The 21569-nt window shown below is 63.7% G+C and carries 19 protein-coding genes; 9 read left to right on the top strand and 10 right to left on the bottom strand.

Annotation, left to right across the window (positions count from 1 at the left end):
- Positions 1–30: 30 nt before the first annotated feature.
- Positions 31–666: an arylesterase gene (locus AC2FNY_RS05470; RefSeq protein WP_234176366.1), complete on the bottom strand. Its 636-nt coding sequence runs from the start codon at positions 664–666 to the stop codon at positions 31–33.
- A 48-nt stretch (positions 667–714) separates the two neighbouring features.
- Here AC2FNY_RS05470 and AC2FNY_RS05475 point away from each other — a divergent pair, with 48 nt between their 5' ends.
- Positions 715–1410: an ABC transporter ATP-binding protein gene (locus AC2FNY_RS05475; RefSeq protein ID WP_496801862.1), complete on the top strand. Its 696-nt coding sequence runs from the start codon at positions 715–717 to the stop codon at positions 1408–1410.
- Positions 1407–3923, top strand: coding sequence for an ABC transporter permease (locus tag AC2FNY_RS05480; RefSeq protein ID WP_496801863.1), 2517 nt, complete (start codon positions 1407–1409; stop codon positions 3921–3923). Before AC2FNY_RS05475 ends, AC2FNY_RS05480 begins: the two co-directional genes overlap by 4 nt.
- Position 3924: 1 nt before the next feature.
- Here the strand turns inward: AC2FNY_RS05480 and AC2FNY_RS05485 are convergent, their stop codons facing one another.
- Positions 3925–4392 (bottom strand): RrF2 family transcriptional regulator, encoded by a 468-nt coding sequence (locus AC2FNY_RS05485; RefSeq protein WP_234142653.1) that lies wholly within the window; start codon positions 4390–4392, stop codon positions 3925–3927.
- Between the two features lie 105 nt (positions 4393–4497).
- Here AC2FNY_RS05485 and AC2FNY_RS05490 point away from each other — a divergent pair, with 105 nt between their 5' ends.
- On the top strand, positions 4498–5067 hold the full coding sequence (locus AC2FNY_RS05490; RefSeq protein WP_234165662.1) for a gamma-glutamylcyclotransferase family protein: 570 nt from the start codon (positions 4498–4500) through the stop codon (positions 5065–5067).
- 79 nt (positions 5068–5146) lie between these two features.
- Here the strand turns inward: AC2FNY_RS05490 and gltX are convergent, their stop codons facing one another.
- Positions 5147–6472, bottom strand: coding sequence for a glutamate--tRNA ligase (gene gltX / locus AC2FNY_RS05495; protein ID WP_234176364.1), 1326 nt, complete (start codon positions 6470–6472; stop codon positions 5147–5149).
- 229 nt (positions 6473–6701) lie between these two features.
- On the opposite strand from gltX, the gene AC2FNY_RS05500 reads away from it, so the two are divergent.
- Positions 6702–7634, top strand: coding sequence for an MBL fold metallo-hydrolase (locus AC2FNY_RS05500; protein ID WP_234137323.1), 933 nt, complete (start codon positions 6702–6704; stop codon positions 7632–7634).
- A 10-nt stretch (positions 7635–7644) separates the two neighbouring features.
- Here AC2FNY_RS05500 and AC2FNY_RS05505 read toward each other — a convergent pair whose 3' ends face one another.
- The 4 genes from AC2FNY_RS05505 to AC2FNY_RS05520 all read right to left on the bottom strand — a co-directional run bounded on the left by AC2FNY_RS05505 (position 7645) and on the right by AC2FNY_RS05520 (position 12352).
- Positions 7645–8976, bottom strand: coding sequence for an NAD(P)/FAD-dependent oxidoreductase (locus tag AC2FNY_RS05505; protein WP_496801864.1), 1332 nt, complete (start codon positions 8974–8976; stop codon positions 7645–7647).
- Positions 8977–9091: 115 nt separating this feature from the next.
- Positions 9092–9712 (bottom strand): hypothetical protein, encoded by a 621-nt coding sequence (locus tag AC2FNY_RS05510; RefSeq protein WP_234137321.1) that lies wholly within the window; start codon positions 9710–9712, stop codon positions 9092–9094.
- Positions 9713–9899: 187 nt separating this feature from the next.
- Positions 9900–10493, bottom strand: coding sequence for a hypothetical protein (locus AC2FNY_RS05515; protein ID WP_234137320.1), 594 nt, complete (start codon positions 10491–10493; stop codon positions 9900–9902).
- A gap of 200 nt (positions 10494–10693) precedes the next feature.
- Complete coding sequence (locus tag AC2FNY_RS05520) at positions 10694–12352, bottom strand: NAD+ synthase (RefSeq protein ID WP_234137319.1); 1659 nt, start codon at positions 12350–12352, stop codon at positions 10694–10696.
- A 153-nt stretch (positions 12353–12505) separates the two neighbouring features.
- Between AC2FNY_RS05520 and AC2FNY_RS05525 the strand changes: the two genes are divergently transcribed.
- Positions 12506–13927, top strand: coding sequence for an MORN repeat-containing protein (locus AC2FNY_RS05525; protein WP_496801865.1), 1422 nt, complete (start codon positions 12506–12508; stop codon positions 13925–13927).
- Here the strand turns inward: AC2FNY_RS05525 and AC2FNY_RS05530 are convergent.
- Positions 13924–15450, bottom strand: a complete 1527-nt coding sequence (locus tag AC2FNY_RS05530) for a cryptochrome/photolyase family protein (RefSeq protein WP_496801866.1) — start codon at positions 15448–15450, stop codon at positions 13924–13926. The genes AC2FNY_RS05525 and AC2FNY_RS05530 overlap by 4 nt on opposite strands.
- Positions 15447–16112, bottom strand: a complete 666-nt coding sequence (locus AC2FNY_RS05535) for an SDR family NAD(P)-dependent oxidoreductase (RefSeq protein ID WP_496801867.1) — start codon at positions 16110–16112, stop codon at positions 15447–15449. Before AC2FNY_RS05535 ends, AC2FNY_RS05530 begins: the two co-directional genes overlap by 4 nt.
- 271 nt (positions 16113–16383) lie before the next feature.
- Here AC2FNY_RS05535 and AC2FNY_RS05540 point away from each other — a divergent pair, with 271 nt between their 5' ends.
- Complete coding sequence (locus AC2FNY_RS05540) at positions 16384–17958, top strand: 2-isopropylmalate synthase (protein ID WP_234165656.1); 1575 nt, start codon at positions 16384–16386, stop codon at positions 17956–17958.
- 89 nt (positions 17959–18047) lie between these two features.
- Here AC2FNY_RS05540 and AC2FNY_RS05545 read toward each other — a convergent pair whose 3' ends face one another.
- Positions 18048–18833 carry a 23S rRNA (adenine(2030)-N(6))-methyltransferase RlmJ gene (locus AC2FNY_RS05545; protein ID WP_234162777.1) on the bottom strand — a complete coding sequence of 262 codons (786 nt, stop codon included), beginning with the start codon at positions 18831–18833 and terminating at the stop codon, positions 18048–18050.
- A 163-nt stretch (positions 18834–18996) separates the two neighbouring features.
- On the opposite strand from AC2FNY_RS05545, the gene AC2FNY_RS05550 reads away from it, so the two are divergent.
- From AC2FNY_RS05550 to AC2FNY_RS05560, 3 genes are all read left to right on the top strand, one after another.
- Positions 18997–20043, top strand: a complete 1047-nt coding sequence (locus tag AC2FNY_RS05550; RefSeq protein WP_234137314.1) for a rod shape-determining protein — start codon at positions 18997–18999, stop codon at positions 20041–20043.
- 79 nt (positions 20044–20122) lie between these two features.
- Entirely contained in the window at positions 20123–21040 is a 918-nt protein-coding gene (mreC, locus tag AC2FNY_RS05555; protein ID WP_234137313.1) for a rod shape-determining protein MreC, read from the top strand.
- Positions 21033–21569 carry a rod shape-determining protein MreD gene (locus AC2FNY_RS05560; protein WP_234137312.1) on the top strand — a complete coding sequence of 179 codons (537 nt, stop codon included), beginning with the start codon at positions 21033–21035 and terminating at the stop codon, positions 21567–21569. Before mreC ends, AC2FNY_RS05560 begins: the two co-directional genes overlap by 8 nt.

The following is a 21569-nucleotide window of genomic DNA, read 5'->3' on the forward strand; positions in this document are numbered from 1 at the left end:
TGCCGGGTCAGAAAGAAGCGTCCCGGCATCTCACTCCTCCGCTGACCGAACCAGGTCCAGCACATGCGGACCAAGCGCCGCGACGATTCGCGCCACACCTTCGGCATTAGGGTGGATACCGTCGCCCTGCATCAAGCCTGACACCGCCGAGGGGTCGCCCTCAGCCGCGAGGCCGGCAAAGAAGCTCGGCGCAAAGAGCGCACCGTACTGGGCCGCCAACTCGGGATAGATGGCATCGAACGCCGCCTTGTACTCGGCGCCGTAATTGCCAGGTGCCTGCATGCCGATCAGCAGCACCTCGACCCCGGCCTGTTGCGCCTCGGTCAGGATTGTTGCCAGATTGCCGCGCGCCACCTCGGGCGCGATGCCACGCAGCAGGTCATTGCCCCCCAGCGCCACGATCATCGCATCCACCTCAGGCGTCAGGGTCCAGGCCACCCGCGCCGCGCCGCCCGCCGTGGTATCGCCCGAGACGCCTGCATTGATCAGCGTGACCTCGGCCCCCTCGGCCACCAGCCAGCGTTGCAACTGGGGTACGAAGCCCTGATCCTGCACGAGGCCATAGCCCTGGGTCAGGCTGTCGCCCAGCGCGGCGATCACCACCGGTTCGGCCGTTGCAGCCGCGCCCCACCCCGTCAACAGAAGCCCGATCAAAGCCTTGCGCATATCCCTCGACGCTCCATATGCCCTAGAATACCCAAGCAAAGGCCCATCATGACCGACCCTGCCATTCTCCTAGAAGATGCCCGTTTGTCGCTCGAAGGCAATGCCGGGCGGGTCGATATCCTGCGCGGTATCTCGCTGAGTGTATCGGCGGGGCAGACGCTGGGGCTGGTCGGGCCATCGGGATCGGGCAAATCCTCGCTGTTGATGTTGATGGGCGGGCTCGAACGCGCCACCGGTGGCCTGGTACAGGTGCTGGGCCAAGATCTGGGCGCGATGGACGAGGACGCATTGGCCCGCTTCAGACGCGACCGGATGGGCGTGGTGTTCCAAAGCTTTCACCTGATCCCCACCATGACCGCGCTGGAAAACGTGGCGACGCCGCTGGAACTGGCCGGCCACCGAGACGCATTCGACCGCGCGGCGGCCGAGCTTGCGGCGGTGGGTCTGTCCCACCGCGCCGGGCATTATCCGGCGCAACTCTCGGGCGGCGAGCAACAGCGCGTCGCACTGGCCCGTGCCGCGGCCCCGCGCCCTGCAATCCTGCTGGCCGACGAGCCGACCGGCAATCTGGACGAGGCCAATGGCGCCGCGATCATGGACCTTTTGTTCGGCCTGCGCGACCAGTATGGCGCAACGCTGGTATTGGTCACCCACAGCGCCCGCCTGGCCAGCCGCTGCGACCGGGTAGTCCGCCTGCGCGATGGCCGTATCGAGGACAACGAAAGCCGCGAGGCCGCGCAATGAGCCTGCGACTGGCCGCCCGCCTCGCCAGGCGCGAGTTGCGCGGCGGGCTGCGGGGGTTCCGCATCTTTCTGGCCTGTCTGGCGCTGGGTGTCGCCGCCATTGCCGCCGTCGGCTCGGTCCGCAGCGCAATCGAGGCCGGGCTGACCCGCGAGGGTGCTGCCCTTCTCGGCGGTGATGCGCAGATGAGTTTCACCTATCGTTTTGCCACCCCTGAGGAGCGGGTGTGGATGCAGACCCGCGCCAACCGGGTTTCGGAACTGGTGGATTTCCGCTCGATGGCCGTCGTGGGCGACGAGCGCGCCCTGACCCAGGTCAAGGCGGTGGACGATGCCTATCCCCTGCTTGGCAGTGTCACGCTGGACCCGGACCTGCCGCTTGATCGGGCGCTGGCGGGCACCGATGGCCTGCCCGGTGGAGTGATGGAACCGGTTCTGTCCGACCGGCTGGGGCTGCAACCCGGTGATCGCTTTCGGCTGGGCACGCAGGATTTTGTCCTGATGGCAAGGCTGATGCAGGTGCCCGACGGTATCGCAGACGGCTTTGCCCTCGGGCCGCGCACGCTGGTGCGAACCGAGGACCTGACGCAATCCGGCCTGTTGGCGCCGGGCACCCTCTTTGACACCAAATACCGGCTCGACCTGCCCCCCGAGAGCGATCTGGCCAGCATCTCGCAAGAGGCCCGCGCGCGCTTCGCCGACAGTGGCCTGCGCTGGACCGATGCGCGCAATGGCGCCCCTGGCATCGCCGATTTCACCCGGCGATTGGGCGCGTTCCTGATCCTTGTCGGACTCTCTGGCCTGGCTGTGGGCGGCATCGGAGTCTCGGCGGCGGTTCGCGCCTATCTGGCTGACAAGACCGCCACCATTGCCACGCTGCGCACGCTGGGCGCCGACCGGCGCACCGTGTTCCAGACCTATTTCCTGCAAATCGGCGCGTTGTCGGGCCTTGGCATCCTGCTGGGGCTCGCGCTTGGCGGGTTCGCGCCCCTGCTGCTGGCGCCGTTGATCGAGGCGCAACTGCCGGTGCCTGCTGTCTTTGCGATCTACCCAGAGCCGCTGGCCGAAGCCGCGATCTATGGCCTGCTGACGGCGCTGGTCTTTACCCTCTGGCCTCTGGCCCGGACCGAGGAGGTGCGCGCCGCGACCCTGCTGCGCGATGCGCTGTCCCGCGCCCCGCTGCTGCCGCGATTTCGCTATGTGCTGGCCACGGGCGCCGGACTGGTCCTGCTGTGCGGGCTGGCCGCATGGTTCAGCGGGGCCGTCACCCTGACACTCTGGACCCTGGGCGGCATCGCCGGGGCGCTCCTCTTGCTCGCCTTCGCCGCCGGTGCGGTGCGGGCGCTCAGTCGTGCCGCCACCCCGCTGGCGCGTGGCCGCCCGGCACTTCGCTGGGCGCTGGCCTCGATATCCTCGCCACGGCAGGGGGCGGCGCCTGTGATGCTGTCGCTGGGCCTTGGCCTGTCGGTGCTGGCCGCCGTGGGCCAGATCGACGGCACGCTGCGCAACGCGATTTCCGGCAACCTGCCCGATGTGGCGCCCTCGTATTTCTTTGTCGATATCCAGCGTGACCAGATGCCCGGCTTTGCCGCCCGGCTGCGAAACGACCCCGGCGTCAGCCGTATCGAAAGCGCGCCGATGCTGCGCGGCATCATCACGCGTATCAACGATCTGCCCGCGCGCGAGGTCGCCGGAAACCATTGGGTCCTGCGCGGCGATCGGGGGGTGACCTATTCCGCCGAACTGCCCGACACCACCCGGCTGACCGAGGGCGCATGGTGGCCCGAAGATTACGCAGGCCCGCCACTGATCAGCTTTGCCGCCGAAGAGGCGGCCGAGATGGGCCTGCAACTGGGCGATACCCTGACCGTCAATATCCTGGGCCGCGATATCACCGCCCGTATCTCGTCATTTCGCGAGGTCGATTTCTCGACCGCGGGCATGGGGTTCATCATGGCGATGAACCCTGCTGCCCTGTCCGGCGCCCCCCATAGCCATATCGCCACGGTCTATGCCGACGAAGCCGCCGAGGCCGCCATTCTGCGCGATCTGGCCAGCAGCTACCCCAACATCACCGCAATCCGGGTGCGCGACGCCATCGACCGCGCCTCGGGCCTGCTGGCCGGGTTGGCCAGCGCCACATCCTATGGCGCAGGCGTCTCTTTGCTGACCGGGTTTCTGGTCCTGATCGGCGCCGCCGCCGCAGGTCAGGGCGCACGCATCTACGAGGCGGCGGTACTGCGCACCCTGGGCGCGTCGCGCCGCCGTATCCTGCTGAGCCTTGCACTGCGCAGCGCCCTTCTGGGCGCCGCTGCCGGAACCATCGCGCTGGCCGCAGGCATCCTGGGCGGCTGGGCGGTCAGCCGCTTTGTCTTCGAGACATCATTCTCGGTGATCTGGCCTTCGGCACTGACCATCGTGCTGGGGGGCGTATCAGCGGTACTTGGTGCAAGCCTTGTGTTCTCTCTGTCCCCGCTCGCCACCCGCCCGGCGCGCGTCCTGCGTGCCCGAGAATGAATCAGCCCGCCTGGGACACGCTCTGCCGCGCGCAGACCACCGGATTGAGGATCTTGAGCAGGTCGGTGTTGTCACAGACCAGCGCATCCAGCGTGATCTCGTCCAGCGAAGCATAGAACGCCTGCGCCGCATCCCTCAGCGCCAGCCGAAGGCGGCAGGCATCGGTCAGCGGACAACTGTTGTCGGCATCGGCGAAACACTCGACCATCGGCAGGTTGCCCTCGACATGTCTGAACACCTCACCGATGCGGATCGCATCCGCGGCCATGCCCAGACACATGCCGCCATTGCGGCCGCGCTGCGTGGTCAGGAACCCCAACTGGCTGAGCTGGTTGATTACCTGGGCCAGATGGTTCTCGGAAATGTTGCAGACTTCGGCAATCTCGGACTTGGTCACCAGCCGGTCCGGATGCGCGGCGCAGTACATCAGCAGCCGAACCGCAATATTGGTGCGCTTGGTAATGCGCATGATCGGGTCCTCCCCCGTGGGATTTCATCTGCAAGCCTTATTGCACAACCCGGGAAAAACCTGTTTGACATACATCAATTGCACCGGATCGGCGGCGAGGCACCTATGGCAGACCCCTATTTCTTTGGCTACGGCAGCCTGGTGAACCTGGCAACCCACGACTTCCCCGATCCGCGCCCGGCCCGCCTGCATGGCTGGCGGCGCGTCTGGCGTCATACAGACCTCAGACAAGTGGCCTTTCTGACGGCACTTCCGGATGCGGATTGCAGCATCGACGGCATGATCGCCCATGTGCCCAATGACGACTGGCAGGCACTCGATGCGCGCGAATGGGCCTATGACCGCGTCGCGGTCACCGACCACGTGCGCCACGACCTGAAGCAGCCCACCGAGATCGCGGTCTATGCGGTGGCACCGGAAAAACAGAGCGTGCCGAGCACCCGGCACCCCATCCTCCTCAGCTATATCGACGTGGTGGTGCAGGGCTATCTGCATGCCTTCGGCCGCGAGGGCGTGCGTGATTTCTTTAACACCACCAGCGGCTGGGAAGCACCCATTCTCGACGACCGCTCCCAGCCGCGCTACCCGCGCCACCAGCAACTCAAGGCAGAAGAGACCGATCTGGTGGACCGGTCCCTCATCGAAATCGGCGCCCGCATCGTCGCGGTGAGCTGAACGCGCAGCCCTTCATTTCGCCGCAAATACTCCCGCCGGAGGCGACAAGATTTTTCGTCGAAAAATCTTGCGCTCCCGCTCAGCCGCGCGCGCGGATCACCTGCATCAACGGCAGCAGCGTAGCCATTTCCGGGCCGCGCTCCATACCGGTTACCGCCTTGCGCAGCGGCATGAACAGCCCCTTGCCCTTGCGGCCGGTGGCTTCTTTCACTGCCTGGGTCCAGGCACCCCAGCTGCCACCGTCAAGCGGCCCTTCGGGCAAGAGCGCCATGGCCTCGGCCACAAAGGCGCGATCTTCGTCGGCGATCAGCGGCTCGGCTCCGTCCCGGCACAGCGCCCACCACCCTGCCAGATCGTTCAGCGTGGTGATGTTCTCGCGCGCCATCAACCAGAAAGGCGCGGCCATATCCTCGGGCACACCCGCCGCTGCCACGTCTGCCGCGACTGCCTCCAGCGGCAGCGCCTGCAGGTAGCGCCCCGTCAGCGGAAACAGATCCTGCACATCGAACTTGGTCGGTGCCGCGCCAAACCGGGTCACGTCGAACCCCTCGATCAGCTCGGCCATGTCGCTGCGCAACTCGACCGGATCGGACGAGCCGAGCCGCGCCATCAGGCTGAGCAGCGCCATCGGCTGCACTCCCTGTTCGCGCAGGTCGCGCAGGGCCAGCGTGCCCAGGCGCTTCGACAACGCCTCGCCCTGCGGGCCGGTCAGCAGCGAATGATGCGCGAAGCGGGGGTGTTCGAACCCGAGCGCCGCCATGATCTGGATCTGGGTCGCGGTGTTGGTCACATGGTCCGATCCGCGCACCACATCGGTGACACCCATATCGGTATCATCCACCACCGACGCCAGCGTATAGAGAACCTGACCGTCGCCCCGGATCAGGACCGGGTCGCTGACACTGGCCGCGTCGATCGAGATATCCCCGAGGATGCCGTCAGTCCACTCGATCCGCTCCTGATCCAGCTTGAAACGCCACACCCCGTTACCGCGCTCGGCACGCAGGGCGTCTTTCTCACCCTCAGACAGCGACAGCGCCGCCCGGTCATAGACCGGCGGCTTGCCCATGTTGAGCTGCTTCTTGCGCTTCAGATCCAGTTCGGTCGGGGTCTCGAACGCCTCGTAGAACCGGCCCATGTCGCGCAGCTTGTCGGCGGCCTCGGCATAGCGGTCCAGCCGCTCGGACTGACGCTCCACCCGGTCCCAATGCAGGCCCAGCCAGTCGAGATCCTGCTTGATTGCGTCGACATATTCCTCTTTCGACCGCTCGGGGTCGGTGTCGTCGATCCTCAGGATGAAGGTACCGCCCGCCTTGCGGGCGATCAGATAGTTCATCAGCGCGGTGCGCAGGTTGCCCACATGAATGTAACCGGTGGGCGAAGGGGCGAAACGGGTGGTGGTCATGGACATCTCCTGTTGCCGATCCCCTTGTCACAAGGGCCGACAATTGTCCAGTTCGGCCCCAGCCACCCGTATCACACAGACAACATCACTGTTTCGCATGTCGCCGATCCGGCCGATCATCCGGCACCACCTCAAATCCGCACAGATTTATGCACGAATGCCGAGGTTGCCGGGGGCACGCGCTGCCCTATCCTTTTGGGTGTTTCACACATAACTGGGGAGGTCTGACATGACCCTGAAGCTTTCGCGCCGCGCCGCCTTGACCGGTGCCGCATCCCTGCCGCTTGCCGCCGCCGCGGCGCCCGTCCTGGCCGGTGCCCATGGCGGCAAGGCGGCGGCCCCCATCGCCCGCTCGTTCAAGCTGGGCAGCCTGGGGGTGACCACCCTTCTTGACGGCAGCCTGCCGCGTGACGGGGCCAAGGACATCTTTGGCGGTGGCGCATCGGACGAGGATTTCGCGCGTGTCTCGGCCGAGAACTTCATCCCTGCCGACACGGCACAATTCTTCTTTACCCCTACGCTGGTCGATACCGGGGCCGAACTGGTGCTGTTCGACACCGGTCTGGGCCAGGGCGGCATCACCCGCGCGCTAGAAGCAGCTGGCGTTGCGCCCGAAGCCATCGATGTGGTGGTAATCACCCATATGCATCCCGACCATATCGGCGGCATGATGACCGATGGCGCCCCCACCTTTGCCAATGCCCGTTATGTCACCGGCGCCGCCGAATACGATTTCTGGTCCAAGGCCGAGGCCGGCAACCGTGTCGGTGACCTCGTCAAGTCGCATGTAACGCCGTTGGCGGAGAAAATGACCTTTGTCGAGCCGGGCGCCTCGGTCGCCGCCGGGGTAACGGCGGTTGATGCCTCGGGGCACACGCCGGGCCATATGGGTTACATGCTCGAGAGCGACGGGCAACAGCTGATGCTGACCGCCGATCTGGCGAACCATTATGTCTGGTCCTTCGCCCATCCTGAATGGGAGGTACGGTTCGACATGGACAAGGCCAAGGCAACCGCCTCGCGCCGTCAGATCCTGGGTATGCTGGCCGCAGACCGGGTGCCGATGATCGGCTATCACATGCCTTTCCCCGCGGCAGGTTACGTGGAAGCGCGCGGTGACGGTTTCCGCTTCGTGCCCGTCAGCTATCAGTTGATGGGCTAAGGCTCCAGGCTCAGTACCCCGGATCGGGCGCCACCCGGCTGCCATCGCTGAACCGCGACAGGCGAAACTCCCACGGGTCCACCACCGGGGGTTCGCTTGTCGCCAGATCGGCGATCAGCCGCCCGGCGCCCGGTCCAATCCCGAACCCGTGACCGGAAAACCCGGTCGCAATGAACAGGCCCGGCAGATCCGGGACACCTGAGATTACCGGGATCGCATCCGGGGTCACGTCGATCATCCCGGCCCAGCTTTGCATGATCTCGGCCCCGTCGAGCATCGGAAAGGCGCGGCGGGCGGCAGACCACGCGCGGCGCAGGTGTTTCTGCGACGGCTCCGGGTCGAGTATCCGGGTCAGCTCGAACGGAGTTACATCGCCCGGCTGCCACTGGCGCGCCATCTGCGCCTCTTCCAGCCAGCGGCGCGATAGCCGAAAGCGCAGCGAACGCCATTCCTGCCGGTAGGCGGGCAGGAAGCTATAGGCCAAGCGCAAGCTGTCAGGTACCAGCTCGACCGTGTTCTGGGTGCCGGCAGCGATGGTGAACCCTCCATCGGCGCGACGGCGCATGGCAAACGCATCAGACCAGTAGGCGGCATTCGGACCATCGGGCATCGGCGAACTGCGCAACACGGTGTTCAGCACCTTGAGTTGCGGCAGCGACACGCCAGCATTACCGGCAAAGAGGCGTGACCATGCCCCTCCCGCCAAAATCACTCTGGAACAGCCCACCCGGCCCCGTTCGGTATAGACCCCTGTCACCCGGCCCGCCTCGACATCGACCGAACGCACCGCACAGGCCGTCAGGATTTGTGCACCCCGGTCACGGGCGCCCTCGGCAATCGCGGGGGCGGCCCATTGCGGCTCGGCCCGGCCGTCCTGCGGCATGAACAGCGCCGCTTGCGGAGGTTTGCGGTGACCGGACAGTTGGGCGGCAAGCTCGGCGCCCTCGATCATCCGGGCCCGCGTGTCCAGCCCATCCACATGGCGCGCCCAGCGCTCCAGATTCCCGGTACTGCGCCGCCCCGAAGCGGCAAACAGGATGCCCGAGCGCACAAAACCGGTGTTGCGTCCCAGACGCGCATCCAACCCGTGCCAGATCTCCAGCGCCGCCTGCATGAGCGGTATCTCGCGCGGGTCGCGCATGCCCAGCCGCACCCAACCCCAGTTGCGTGAGCTTTGTTCAGCGCCGATCTGACCCTTTTCGCACAACAGGACCGAGACGCCTCGTTCCGCCAATTCCAGCGCCGCCGAGACCCCGATGATGCCACCACCAACCACAACGACCTCGACCTGCTTGGGCAGGGCAAGGTCGGAATAGAAATCGGTCGGGCGGGGTCCGGGCATTCAATCTCAATCAAGTGACACAATCGGTGCCAGAGATGTAGCCCGGCCTACCCGAACGAAAGGGTCAAAAATGACGCGCCGGATCACATCCCGGATAGCTGTGGCAAAACTGCACTTACGGTTCGGCATCCTTGCTGCGCAGACGTTCATACAGCCTGTCAAACGGATCCGTCTGCATTTTTTCCGGCCTTCCAGTATCGGTCTCAAAATCTGGCAAGTACAATCCCGAGACCCAGCTCTCCGGCAAATGGGTCAGCCAACGTTCCATCGCGCTAGTTTGCCTAGCAGCCCAGCCTCTCAAATATTCGGCGCGACTTGGGCTGTGTCGGGACAGCAGGTCGTAACCAAGAAGGCAAATCTCCACCGAGCGATCATGGCCAAGCGTGAGATACGGGATCACCAGGATAGCCACCAACAGCCCGAAAAAGACCAGCAACAAGATCGGCCAGCCGATCAATATGGCCAGGACAAGAATTACGAGCGAAACCCGCCACCCCGGCGGATTACCCAGAAAAGAGCGCCGAACCGAGGCGGAGACTGGACTATCAGGCCGTATCGGTGCCGTGCCCTGCTCCCGCTCCTGAACACAATCCCGGTTCGCTTGCTGTCGAGGGGCCGAAACGTCACTTTCCAGAAGGGTTCGAATTGTCGTGTCGATCAACTGTTCATCGACATCACGCCCCTTGGATTGGTTCATGTTTTCAGCGGACAAGTGAAGCTTATGCGGCGCTTTCATGTGACTGTCCCCAAGCGAGTTCAGCTTCTTTCCCACCTTCGTCTTTATTCAGACGCTATTCACTGCTCGGGCAAAATCGCCATTTATGTGGTCTTAACTTACCTATATCGACTTTAAAAAGGCAAATAGGGCGCCGTTTGGGCCGAATTGTGACAGAATGGAGAATTCCATCACAATTGCGCCTCCGTCAGACTTCGGCCTGATCCAGGCGGAGTCTGTCGAACGGATCCTGCTGCATTTTTTCAGCGCTCTCAGGCGTGGGCCCCAAATCCGGAAGATAGAGCCCAGCGGTCCAACGGTTCGGAAGGCGTGCTAGCATTCGCTCCATTCCGGCAACACGCCGCATGGCCCATCCGCGCAGCGCCTCCGCCTGAGCAGGGCTGAGCTGGTGGAAGCGCGAGAAACCGCTCGCGACGACCTTGCCAATGCGTTTCCGGCCCAACACAAGACAGGCAACAACGGGAAGAATGATCGCCAGCCCTAAGAAAGTCGGCAATAGCCACGGCCAGCCGATCATCAACGCCAGCGCAAGAATTGCGGCCGAGTGGCGAAGTTTCGGTTGATAGCGCGGCTTGCCTAACGAGGCTTCTTCGCTCTCGGGCTCGAATGGCAAAGCGGGAGCGAGCTCCGGCAGCGTCTTGCGCGGCTTCAGCTTAGGCGCCGCGATCTCTTCGCGTATGATTTCCTGGACAACACGATCGATATCGGCTTCGTCCAGTTCTCTCGGTGGCGATTTCAGCATTTTTACGCCTTTAGGGGGCGCATTCAGCGGGTTCAACATGGCACACATCCCAGACACGAGTTATGTTCCGCCCCAGGTTGAGTTCGTTAAAACAGGTGTGGGGCGATGACTTTGGACATTCTGCCATCCCCTCACCTCGGAAGCCCTCAAAATGTCACATTTGGGTCAAATTCGCCATAAATCGAACCGAAGCGGATGACAGTCACCTCGAAGAACCCACGATTGTCCACGACAATAGATCAACTCGGGTCACGCCAGCGATTCACGATGGGATAACGACGGTCCAGCCAGAAGGCACGCGGGGTCAGCCGCGCGCCGGGGGCCGACTGATACCGCTTGTATTCGCTGATATAGATCAGATGCTCGACCCGGCGGACGACATCGCGGTCGAACCCTGCGGCCACGCAATCGGCGATGGAGCCGTCCTGATCGACCAGAATATCCAGGATCGCGTCCAGTTCGGGATAGTCCGGCAGGCTGTCGCTGTCCTTTTGATCCGCGCGCAACTCGGCGCTGGGAGGCTTGTCGATGACCGAGGGCCGGATCACCTCGCCCGCCGGTCCCATCATCCAGGGCCGGTGGTTGGCGTTGCGCCAGCGGCAGGTTTCGAACACCCGCGTCTTGTAGAGATCCTTGATCGGGTTATAGCCGCCCGCCATGTCGCCATAGATGGTGGCATAACCCACCGCCACCTCGGACTTGTTGCCGGTGGTCAGCAGCATTTCGCCGAACTTGTTGGAAAGCGCCATCAGCAACAGGCCGCGCAGGCGGGACTGGATGTTCTCTTCGGTCAGGCCCGGTTCGGTCCCGGCAAAGAGCGGTGCCAGCGTATTGGTCACCGCCGCCCGGCTTTCAGAGATCGGGACATAGTCGTATCGAACGCCCAGCGCCTGCGCCACCGCCTCGGCATCCTCCAGCGACTCGGTGCTCGTGTATTCCGAGGGCAACATGACGCAGCGCACGTTTTCTGCACCCAAGGCGTCGGCCGCTATTGCCGCCACCAGCGCCGAATCCACACCGCCAGAGAGGCCCAGCAGCGCCTTGGCAAAGCCGGCCTTGCGCATGTAATCGCGCAGGCTTTCGACCATCACGCGGTAATCCTGCTCCCAGGCGTCGGGCAGCAGCGCCACTTCTCCCTTGGCGATCCGCCAGCCCTCGGGTCCGCGCTCCAGATCGACATGCGTGATTGCCTCGTCAAAGACCGGCATGCGAAAGGCCAGCGCGCCGCCTGGATTCAGGCCGAATGTGCCGCCATCGAACACCTGATCGTCCTGCCCACCCACCATGTTGAGATAGATCAGCGGCAGGCCGGTTTCGACCACCCGCGCCACCATCTGGTTGATCCGAGTATCGTACTTGTCGCGGTAATAGGGCGAGCCATTGGGCACCAGCAAAAACTCGGCCCCGGTTTCGGCCAGAGTCTCGGCCACGTCCTCGTGCCAGGCATCCTCGCAGATCGGGCTGCCGATGCGGGTGTTGCCCACCGAATACGGCCCCCCCAGCGGCCCGGCATCGAAAATGCGCACCTCGTCGAACACCGTCTCGTTGGGCAGGTGGGTCTTGAGCGAGCGGCTGACGATCTTGCCACCCCGCAGGATCAGGTAGGCGTTATAGAGCTTGCCGTCCTCGACCCAGGGGCCACCTATGGCCAGCGCCGGGCCATCGGCGCACTCCTCGGCCAGCGCCTCGACCATGGCTATGGCGGCATCATGAAACACCGGCTTCATCACCAGATCTTGCGTGTTGTACCCGGTCACGAACATCTCGGGCAGCGCCACCAGGTCGGCCCCCGCCGCGCGTCCCCGCTCCCAGGCCATGCGGGCCTTGGCGGCATTGCCAGCCAGGTCGCCCACGGTGGGATTGAGCTGCGCCAGAGTGATACGGAAACGGTCGGCCATGATGCCCCCTTGCCCTTGCTCCTGATCTGCCGATTTATCAGATCGACGCGCGAGGAAAAGCCAAATGCGGCAAAAGGCGTTGCCCCTTGCCCGGACCTGCCTTAATTTCGCGGTGCCGCATTCAGACGGTCGACAGGGCAGACAGAGGCACCAATGACCAGAAACCGCAGACGCATCGCATTTGCCGCCATCCTGGCCATGGCCCCTGCGGCCTATGCCCAGCAGAACCAGGTCCTGACCACGCAGGACGAGATCGGCGGCGTCTACGAGGGCACGTTCCGGGGCGGCCTGCAACATGGCACCGGCACCTATCGGCTGCCCAACGGCTATGAATACAGCGGCGAATGGGTCGATGGCGAGATCCGCGGCCGCGGCGTCGCGCGCTTTCCCAACGGGTCGGTCTACGAGGGCAGCTTTGCCCAGGGCAAGCCCGAAGGCATGGGCAAGATCACCTTTTCCGATGGAGGCACCTACGAGGGAGAATGGTCGGACGGTGTGATCAACGGCCAGGGTGTCGCGATCTATGCCAACGGTGTACGGTACGAAGGCGGGTTCCGTGATGCCAAACATCATGGCAAGGGCGTGATGCAAAGCCCCGGTGGATATGTCTATGATGGCGACTGGGTCGACGGCCAGAAAGAGGGGTTGGGCAAGATCACTTATCCCGACGGCGCCGTCTACGAGGGCGGCATCGTCGCGGGGCAGCGTCATGGCGAGGGCACGCTGACCCTGCCCGACGGGCTGGTCTATGTGGGCTTCTGGGCCGATGGCCAGATCAACGGCAAGGGCACGCTGACCCAGGCCAATGGCGATGTCTACGAAGGCGACCTGATCGCTGGCCGTCGCGAAGGCAAGGGCAAGGTCACCTATGCCAATGGCGATGTCTATCAAGGTGATTTCACCGATGACCGGCGCGAGGGTCAGGGCATCTTCACCGGCACCGACGGCTACAGCTATGCCGGGTCCTGGGTCGCGGGTCAGATCGAGGGCCAGGGCCGCGTCACCTATCCCGATGGCTCTGTCTACGAGGGCAATTTCCGCGCAGATCTGGCCGATGGCCAGGGCAAGATCACCTATCCCGACGGGTCAAGCTATGAGGGCGAATGGGTCGCCGGCGTGATCGAGGGCACCGGGACCGCGATCTATGCCAATGGCATCGTCTACAAGGGCACCTTCAAGAATGCCAAGAACCACGGCCAGGGCATCATGACCTATGCCGACGGCTATCGCTACGAGGGCGAATGGCTGGACGGGGTCCGCCACGGACAGGGCAAGGCCACCTATCCCGACGGATCGGTCTATACCGGGCAATATGTCAACGGCCAGCGCGAGGGCGACGGCGAGATCGTGATGGCCGACGGGTTCCGCTACAAAGGCCAGTGGCAGGCGGGCAAGATCAGCGGCATCGGTGTCGCCACCTATGCCAATGGCGATGTCTACGAAGGCCATTTCCGTAATGGTAAGCGTCAGGGCGAAGGCACCATGAAATATGCCAGCGGCCAGGAAGAAAAGGGCAACTGGGACAATGGTGCGCTGACCAAAGGTGATCCGGCCCCCGCCGCGTCTGACGGCTAGACGATATCTCCGCCGTCAAGCCGGGCCAGAAGGGTGTCGGCATCCGACAGGATGGTCCGGCGCTGATCCGGGTCCATCCGCTCCCACGTCCGGTACATGTTACCCATGCGAGGATTGCTCGCAAACCGGTCCCGATGGCGATCCAGAAAGCTCCAGTATAGCAGGTTGAAAGGGCATGCCCGGTCTCCGGTCTTGGCCTTGACGTCATAGGCACATGTCTTGCAGTGGTCCGACATCCGATTGATATAGGCGCCGCTCGACACATAGGGCTTGGACGCCACGATCCCGCCATCGGCGAACTGGCTCATGCCAATGGTGTTCGGGGCCTCGACCCACTCGAAAGCATCGGCGTAAACGGCCAGATACCATTCGTGGACCTTTTGCGGATCAACACCCGCCAGAAGGGCGAAGTTACCGGTGATCATCAAGCGCTGGATATGATGGGCATAGGCCTCGTCCCGCGTCTGCGACACCGCCTCGCGAATACAGGTCATCCGCGTCTCGCCGCCCCAGTAAAAAGTCGGCAGATCACGCTGGTGTCCCAGCGCATTGGATGCCGTGTATCCCGCCCCCTCGAGGAAATAGATGCCCCTTACGAATTCGCGCCAACCGATGATCTGCCGAATGAAGCCTTCGACGGCGTTCAAGGGCGCATGGCCCTGGCGCCAGGCCTGTTCGGCAGCACGGCAGACCTCCAGCGGCTCCAACAGACCGAGATTGAGATAGACCGACAGGACGGAATGATACAGAAACCGTTCCCCCATCAGCATCGCATCCTGGTAGTCACCAAAAAGAGGCAGCGCCTCGGTGATGAAATGGTCAAGCGCCTGCAACGCCTGTACCCGGTCGGTGGCGAACCAGAACGGGCGCAGAGTACCGAAACTGGCATCAAAACGGGCCGCGACAAGATCCAGAACCTCGGCAGTGACGCTATCAGGTGCGAATTGCATCGGGGCCGGAAACTGGTGGCCGCTCGGGGGTCGCTTGCGGTTTTCGGCATCATAGTTCCAACTGCCGCCAGCAGGCTGATTACCCTCCATCAACAACCCAGTCTTGCGGCGCATGTCGCGATAGAACCATTCCATGCGCAACTGGCTGCGCCGCTTTGCCCAGTCCTCGAAATCGCGCCGGGACGCGATGAACCGCGTATCGGGAAGTAGCCTCACCTTGAGCGGCAGCTCTCGAAGCTGCCCGATCAACCGCCACTCGCCGGGCGTGGTGACCAGAACCTCGGTCGCGCCGGTTTCACCGGCCCGGCGCAGCAATTCGTCGTCAACGGAACCGCCCGTATCCGGGTCGTCGAGCCGAGAATACGCGACCCGCCACCCTGCCCGGCGCAGCTGTTCGGCAAACTTGCGCATCGCCGCCAGCACCAGCGCGATTTTTTTGGGGTGATGCGGAACATATTCTGCCTCGGCGGCGACCTCGGCCATGACAACGCAATCGGTGTTTGGGTCCGCCTCGGCCAGCGCGGAGAGGCCGGCGCTCAATTGATCACCCAGAACAAGGATGAGTCGGGTCACCAGGGAACCTCTTTCCCGGCCCAATCATAGAACCCACCACTCTGCTCGGGGGTAAGCCCCTCGATCACGCGCAACAGGTTCGACGCCGCTTCGTTCGGCAAGACCGCCGGATGGCGGCCAAGGTATTTCTCGGTAAAGGCGGTGGCGACTGTACCGGGATGCAAGGCGACACAGACGGCCTGCTTGTGGCTGCGCGCAAGCTCGATGGCTGCGGTTCGGACGATCTGGTTCAACGCCGCCTTGGACGCGCGATAGCTGACCCATCCGCCCAACCGGTTGTCACCGATCGACCCGACCCGCGCGGAAAGCACCGCGCATACGCTACGGGATTCTCTCGGCAACAGTCGGCCCGCCTCACGCAGGACAAGGGCCGGGCCGATGGCATTCAGGGCGAATTGGTCGGCCATGACCTGCGCCGACAGGGCGCGCAACGATTTCTCTGGCCCGGTACCGTTGATTTCCAGCGCGCCGGTCGCCACCAAAACCAGATCATACGGGGTATCGAGCCCTTGCAAGATCCGCGCACTCCTCTGATCATCGGTCAGGTCCAGCCCATCGGCAGAGCGCGACAGGCCGGTCACGGAAATGCCGCGCGCTTCAAGCTGCGCCGCAATGGCCGCACCGATCCCCCCCGAAGCACCAATAACAAGAGCCTTTTTCATGCTTCCGCAGCTAGCTGGACCGGCAACGACTTCAATATCAGCGCCACGTCCGAGACAGCATTTTCTCCCTTTCCATTCCCGCGCGGGCCGGTATAACCTTTCCGCATGATCAACCGCGCAGACATAGCATCGACCGGCACCGCCATTTCTGGCGCCGTTCTGCGTGGCCTACTGATCCTAATCCGCCTCTGAGCGTGCCCTTTCGGCGCGCCCGCTCAGAGGAGGAGGCTTGCGCGCCATTTGGCTTAGGACAGATACGAAAGTTACCGACATGACCCATGCGACCGACCAAGACCGCGTCTTGATCTTTGACACCACCTTGCGCGACGGCGAGCAGAGCCCGGGCGCCACCATGACCCATTCAGAAAAGCTCGAGATCGCCGAGATGCTCGACGAGATGGGCGTGGATATCATCGAAGCGGGCTTCCCCATCGCCTCGGAAGGGGACTTCAAAGCGGTGAGCGAGATCGCCAAGCGTTCGAAAAACAGCCGCATCTGCGGGCTGGCGCGCGCCAATTTCGCCGATATCGACCGCTGCTGGGAGGCGGTGAAACACGCCGAACATAACCGCATTCACACGTTTATCGGGACGTCACCGCTGCACCGCGCCATTCCCAACCTGACCCAGGACGAAATGGCCGAGAAGATCCACGAAACGGTCAGCCACGCCCGCAACCTGTGCGAAAACGTGCAATGGTCGCCGATGGATGCGACCCGGACCGAATGGGACTACCTGTGCCGTGTGATCGAAATCGCGATCAAGGCCGGCGCCACCACCATCAATATCCCCGATACCGTGGGCTATACCGCCCCTGCCGAAAGCGCCGATCTGATCCGGCGGCTGATCGAAACGGTGCCGGGTGCCGACGATGTGATCTTTGCCACCCATTGCCACAACGACCTCGGCATGGCGACGGCCAACAGCCTTGCCGCCGTGGCAGGTGGCGCGCGCCAGATCGAATGCACCATCAACGGGTTGGGCGAACGCGCCGGCAACACCGCCCTGGAAGAGGTGGTGATGGCAATGAAGACCCGCCACGACATCATGCCCTGGCACACCGGGATCGACACCACCAAGATCATGGCGATCTCGCGCCGTGTGGCGACCGTGTCCGGGTTCAACGTGCAGTTCAACAAGGCCATCGTGGGCAAGAACGCATTCGCCCATGAAAGCGGCATCCACCAGGACGGGATGCTGAAGAACCGCGAGAATTTCGAGATCATGCGGCCAGAGGATATCGGCCTCTCGGGCACCTCGTTGCCACTGGGCAAGCATTCGGGGCGCGCGGCGCTGCGCGACAAGCTCGAACACCTCGGCTATGAGGTGGGCGACAACCAGCTCAAGGACATCTTCGTTCGGTTCAAGGAACTGGCCGACCGCAAGAAAGAGGTGTTCGACGACGATGTGATCGCGCTGATGCGCTCGGGCGAGAATGCCGAACAGGACCATTTGCAGCTGGTCTCGATGAAGGTGATCTGCGGCACCGGTGGCCCGGCCGAGGCGACGGTCGAGATGGAGATCGACGGCAAGGATGTCAGCGCGACCGCGCATGGCGACGGGCCGGTAGATGCCAGTTTCAAAGCGATCCGCGAGCTGCATCCCAACAAGGCACATCTGCAGCTCTACCAGGTGCATGCGGTGACCGAAGGCACCGACGCCCAGGCCACGGTCAGCGTTCGGCTGGAAGAGGACGGGATGATTGCCACCGGCGAGTCCGCCAATACCGACACGGTGGTGGCCAGCGCCAAGGCCTATATCAACGCACTCAACCGTCTGATCGTACGGCGCGAGAAGGCTGGCCCCGGCGCCGATACGCGCGAGATCAGCTACAAGGACCTGACCTGACGCCTTGGTAGATCGGAATTCTGCAAGAATTCCGAAACGGAAAACTTCGTTTTCCGGGCCGTTTTCCGGCTCGGAAAACGGTGCCTCTCTCAGAGCTGAGCGAACAGGCCCGAAAGGCGCGTCGCCTCGGCGGAAAGACCAAAGGGCGTATTGATCACGAACATACCCGACCCCACCATCCGATGCCCCTCGCGGGCGGGCGCAAAACGGACCTCATGCCGCAGGACCTTGGGAAGGCCTTGCCGCTCTAGCGCCGCCAGCATCACCTTGTGCCGCTCATCGGTCAGGATCGGATACCAAAGCGCGATCACGCCCACATTCCACTTGCGGTGCAATTGCGCGATCACCGCCGGCATCCGGTCGTAGTCGGATTTAACCTCGTAGCTGGGATCGATCAGCATCATCCCCCTTCGAGGATCGGGCGGCAGCAGCGACTGCGCCATTTCGAACCCGTCCCGCCGATACACACGTGCCGGAAAACCTGCCATCGTCTGTTCCAGCGCCGCGTTTTCCTGCGGGTGCATCTCGGCGAGGTGCATCACATCACCGGGACGAAGCAGGTGCGCCGCCACCAGCGGTGAGCCGGGGTAGGCCGCACCGCCGTGATCCGCCCGAACTGCGGCCAGCACCCGCATTATCGGATGCCCCGAAACGAACCATTCCGCCTCTTCGACCCGGCCGATCCCGACCCTCGCCTCACCCGTGCGCACCGCCTCGGCCGCATCCAGATGATAAAGACCGCGTCCGGCATGCGTTTCCAGATAGCTCAACGGCTTGTCCTTACGGGTGAGATAATCTAGCGCTACCGCCAACAGCGCGTGTTTCTGGACATCGGCCAGGTTTCCGGCGTGATAAATGTGCTGATAAGATAGCATTTGCCTGTTCTGTCCCCGCGTCATGTCCGCTTGCGCGGCGGATTGGTGCTGATCCGAGCAGATTCGGCCCTTTTCCACAGTGCGTCTGCGCCCTATAAGTCATTCGTCGCAGGCCCGTCGAGTCGTGGGCATTGCAAGAATTCTGGTAGACAGGACCACTCACATGGGGATCTTCGATAGTCTGGGCAGCCTGTTCGCAGCGGACATGGCGATCGACCTAGGCACGGCTAACACACTGGTCTATGTCAAGGGACGCGGTGTCATTTTGTCCGAACCCTCGGTTGTGGCCTACCACGTCAAGGACGGGGTCAAGAAGGTTCTTGCCGTGGGCGAGGACGCCAAGTTGATGCTGGGCCGCACCCCGGGCAGCATCGAGGCGATCCGCCCGATGCGCGAAGGCGTGATTGCCGATTTCGACACCGCCGAAGAGATGATCAAGCATTTCATCCGCAAGGTGCACAAGCGCTCGACCTTCTCGAAGCCCAAGATCATCGTCTGCGTTCCTCATGGCGCCACCCCGGTTGAAAAGCGCGCGATCCGTCAATCGGTGCTGAGCGCCGGTGCCCGCCGCGCCGGGTTGATCGCCGAACCGATCGCCGCCGCCATCGGTGCTGGCATGCCCATCACCGACCCGACCGGCAACATGGTCGTGGACATCGGCGGTGGCACCACTGAAGTGGCGGTACTGTCACTGGGTGACATCGTCTATGCCCGCTCGGTTCGTGTCGGTGGCGATCGGATGGACGAGGCGATCATCAGCTACCTGCGCCGTCAGCAGAACCTTTTGGTGGGGGAAAGCACCGCCGAACGCATCAAGACCTCGATCGGCACCGCGCGCATGCCCGATGACGGGCGCGGCCAGTCGATGCAGATACGGGGGCGCGACCTGCTGAATGGCGTTCCCAAGGAAATCGAGATCAGCCAGGCCCAGGTGGCCGAGGCGCTGGCCGAGCCTGTACAGCAAATCTGCGAGGCGGTGATGACCGCGCTGGAGACCACGCCGCCCGATCTGGCCGCCGATATCGTCGACCGCGGTGTCATGCTGACCGGCGGCGGCGCGTTGCTGGGCGATCTTGACCTGGCCCTGCGCGAACAGACCGGGCTGGCGGTTTCGATTGCCGATGAAAGCCTGAACTGCGTCGCACTCGGCACCGGCAAGGCGCTGGAATACGAAAAGCAGCTGCGCCACGCGATTGACTACGACAGCTAAGCCGCGCAGGATCCCGGGGTATTCGGCGGTTTAAGCGGCTGCCGTCCGGCGGCCCGGACTATTGGCGGAAAGGACCTCTTTGGCACGCGACCGCTCACAGCGCGAGGACTATGCCGGCCCCCTGCGCCGTCTGTTGCTCGGGGTCGTGTTGCTGTGCCTGCTGGGCATCTTCCTGGTTTGGCGTATCGACAGCCCGCGAGTCGAACGGTTCCGCGCCCAAGTCGTCGATACGGTCATCCCTTCGATGGACTGGGCCATGGTGCCGGTCACCGGCACGATCAACCTGATCCGCGACTTCCAGAGCTATCAGCGGCTGAGCGAGCAGAACCGTGAACTGCGCAGCGAGCTGCGCCAGATGCGGGCCTGGAAAGAGGCGGCACTACAGCTCGAGCAAGAAAACGCCCGGCTGCTGGATCTCAACAATGTCCGGCTCGACCCGCGCCTGACCTATATCACCGGCGTTGTCATGGCCGATAGCGGTTCGCCCTTCCGGCAATCAGTGTTGCTGAACGTCGGTGCGCGCGACGGGATCGTCGATGGGTGGGCGGCGATGGACGGGATCGGGCTGGTGGGTCGGATCTCGGGCGTGGGCCAATCCTCGGCCAGAGTCATCCTGCTCATCGATGCGGCCAGTTCGATCCCCGCCACGATCCAACCCTCGGGACAGACCGCCCTGATCACCGGTGACAATACTGCAGCACCCGTGATCGATTTCCTGGAAAACCGCGAATTTGTTCGGCCCGGCGACCGGGTCGTTACCTCGGGCGATGGTGGCGTGTTTCCCGCCGGGCTGCTGATCGGGCAGGTGGCCGAGGACCGCAACGGGCGCCTGCGCGTGCGACTTTCGGCCGACTATGAGCGGCTGGAATTCCTGCGCGTATTGCGCCATCACGGCACCGAGCAGATCGAAGATCATGGCGGCGTGGTCGGGCCGCCGGCACCGGTCGCGCCCAACACCTCCTCTCTGGCAAACCCTGCAGAGGCCACCGATGGATAGTCTGGCTCCCTCGCGCATCTGGCTGATGCGTTTGTGCTACGCCGGGCTGGCGACAGTGATCTTGTTCTTTCACCTGTTGCCGCTCGACACATTGCCAAAAGGCTGGGCGGAACCCGACCTGTTGCTGGCGCTGACGTTGGCATGGGCGCTACGCCGTCCCGATTTCGTGCCAGCGCTGCTGATTGCTGTGGTGATCCTGCTGGCCGATCTGCTGTTGCAGCGTCCTCCGGGCCTGTTGGCGGCACTGATATTGGCGGGTGCAGTGTTCCTGCGCAGCCGTTTCGGAGGACATGGCGAATCCGGTTTTGCCGCCGAGTGGCTGGCAGTGGCGGTGGTTATGGCGGTAATCGCCCTGCTCTACCGGATCGTCCTTGCGATCACCTCGGTCGATCAGGCGCCTCTGTTCCTAGCAACCTCGCAACTGCTGCTGACAATCCTGATCTATCCGCTGGTGGCCGGGTCCAGCCAGGCGGTGTTCGGTGTGCGCCGCCTGACGCCCGCCGATGCCGAAGCACTGGGAGCCCGTTGA

Source organism: Ruegeria sp. BHSC223, assembly GCF_059613025.1.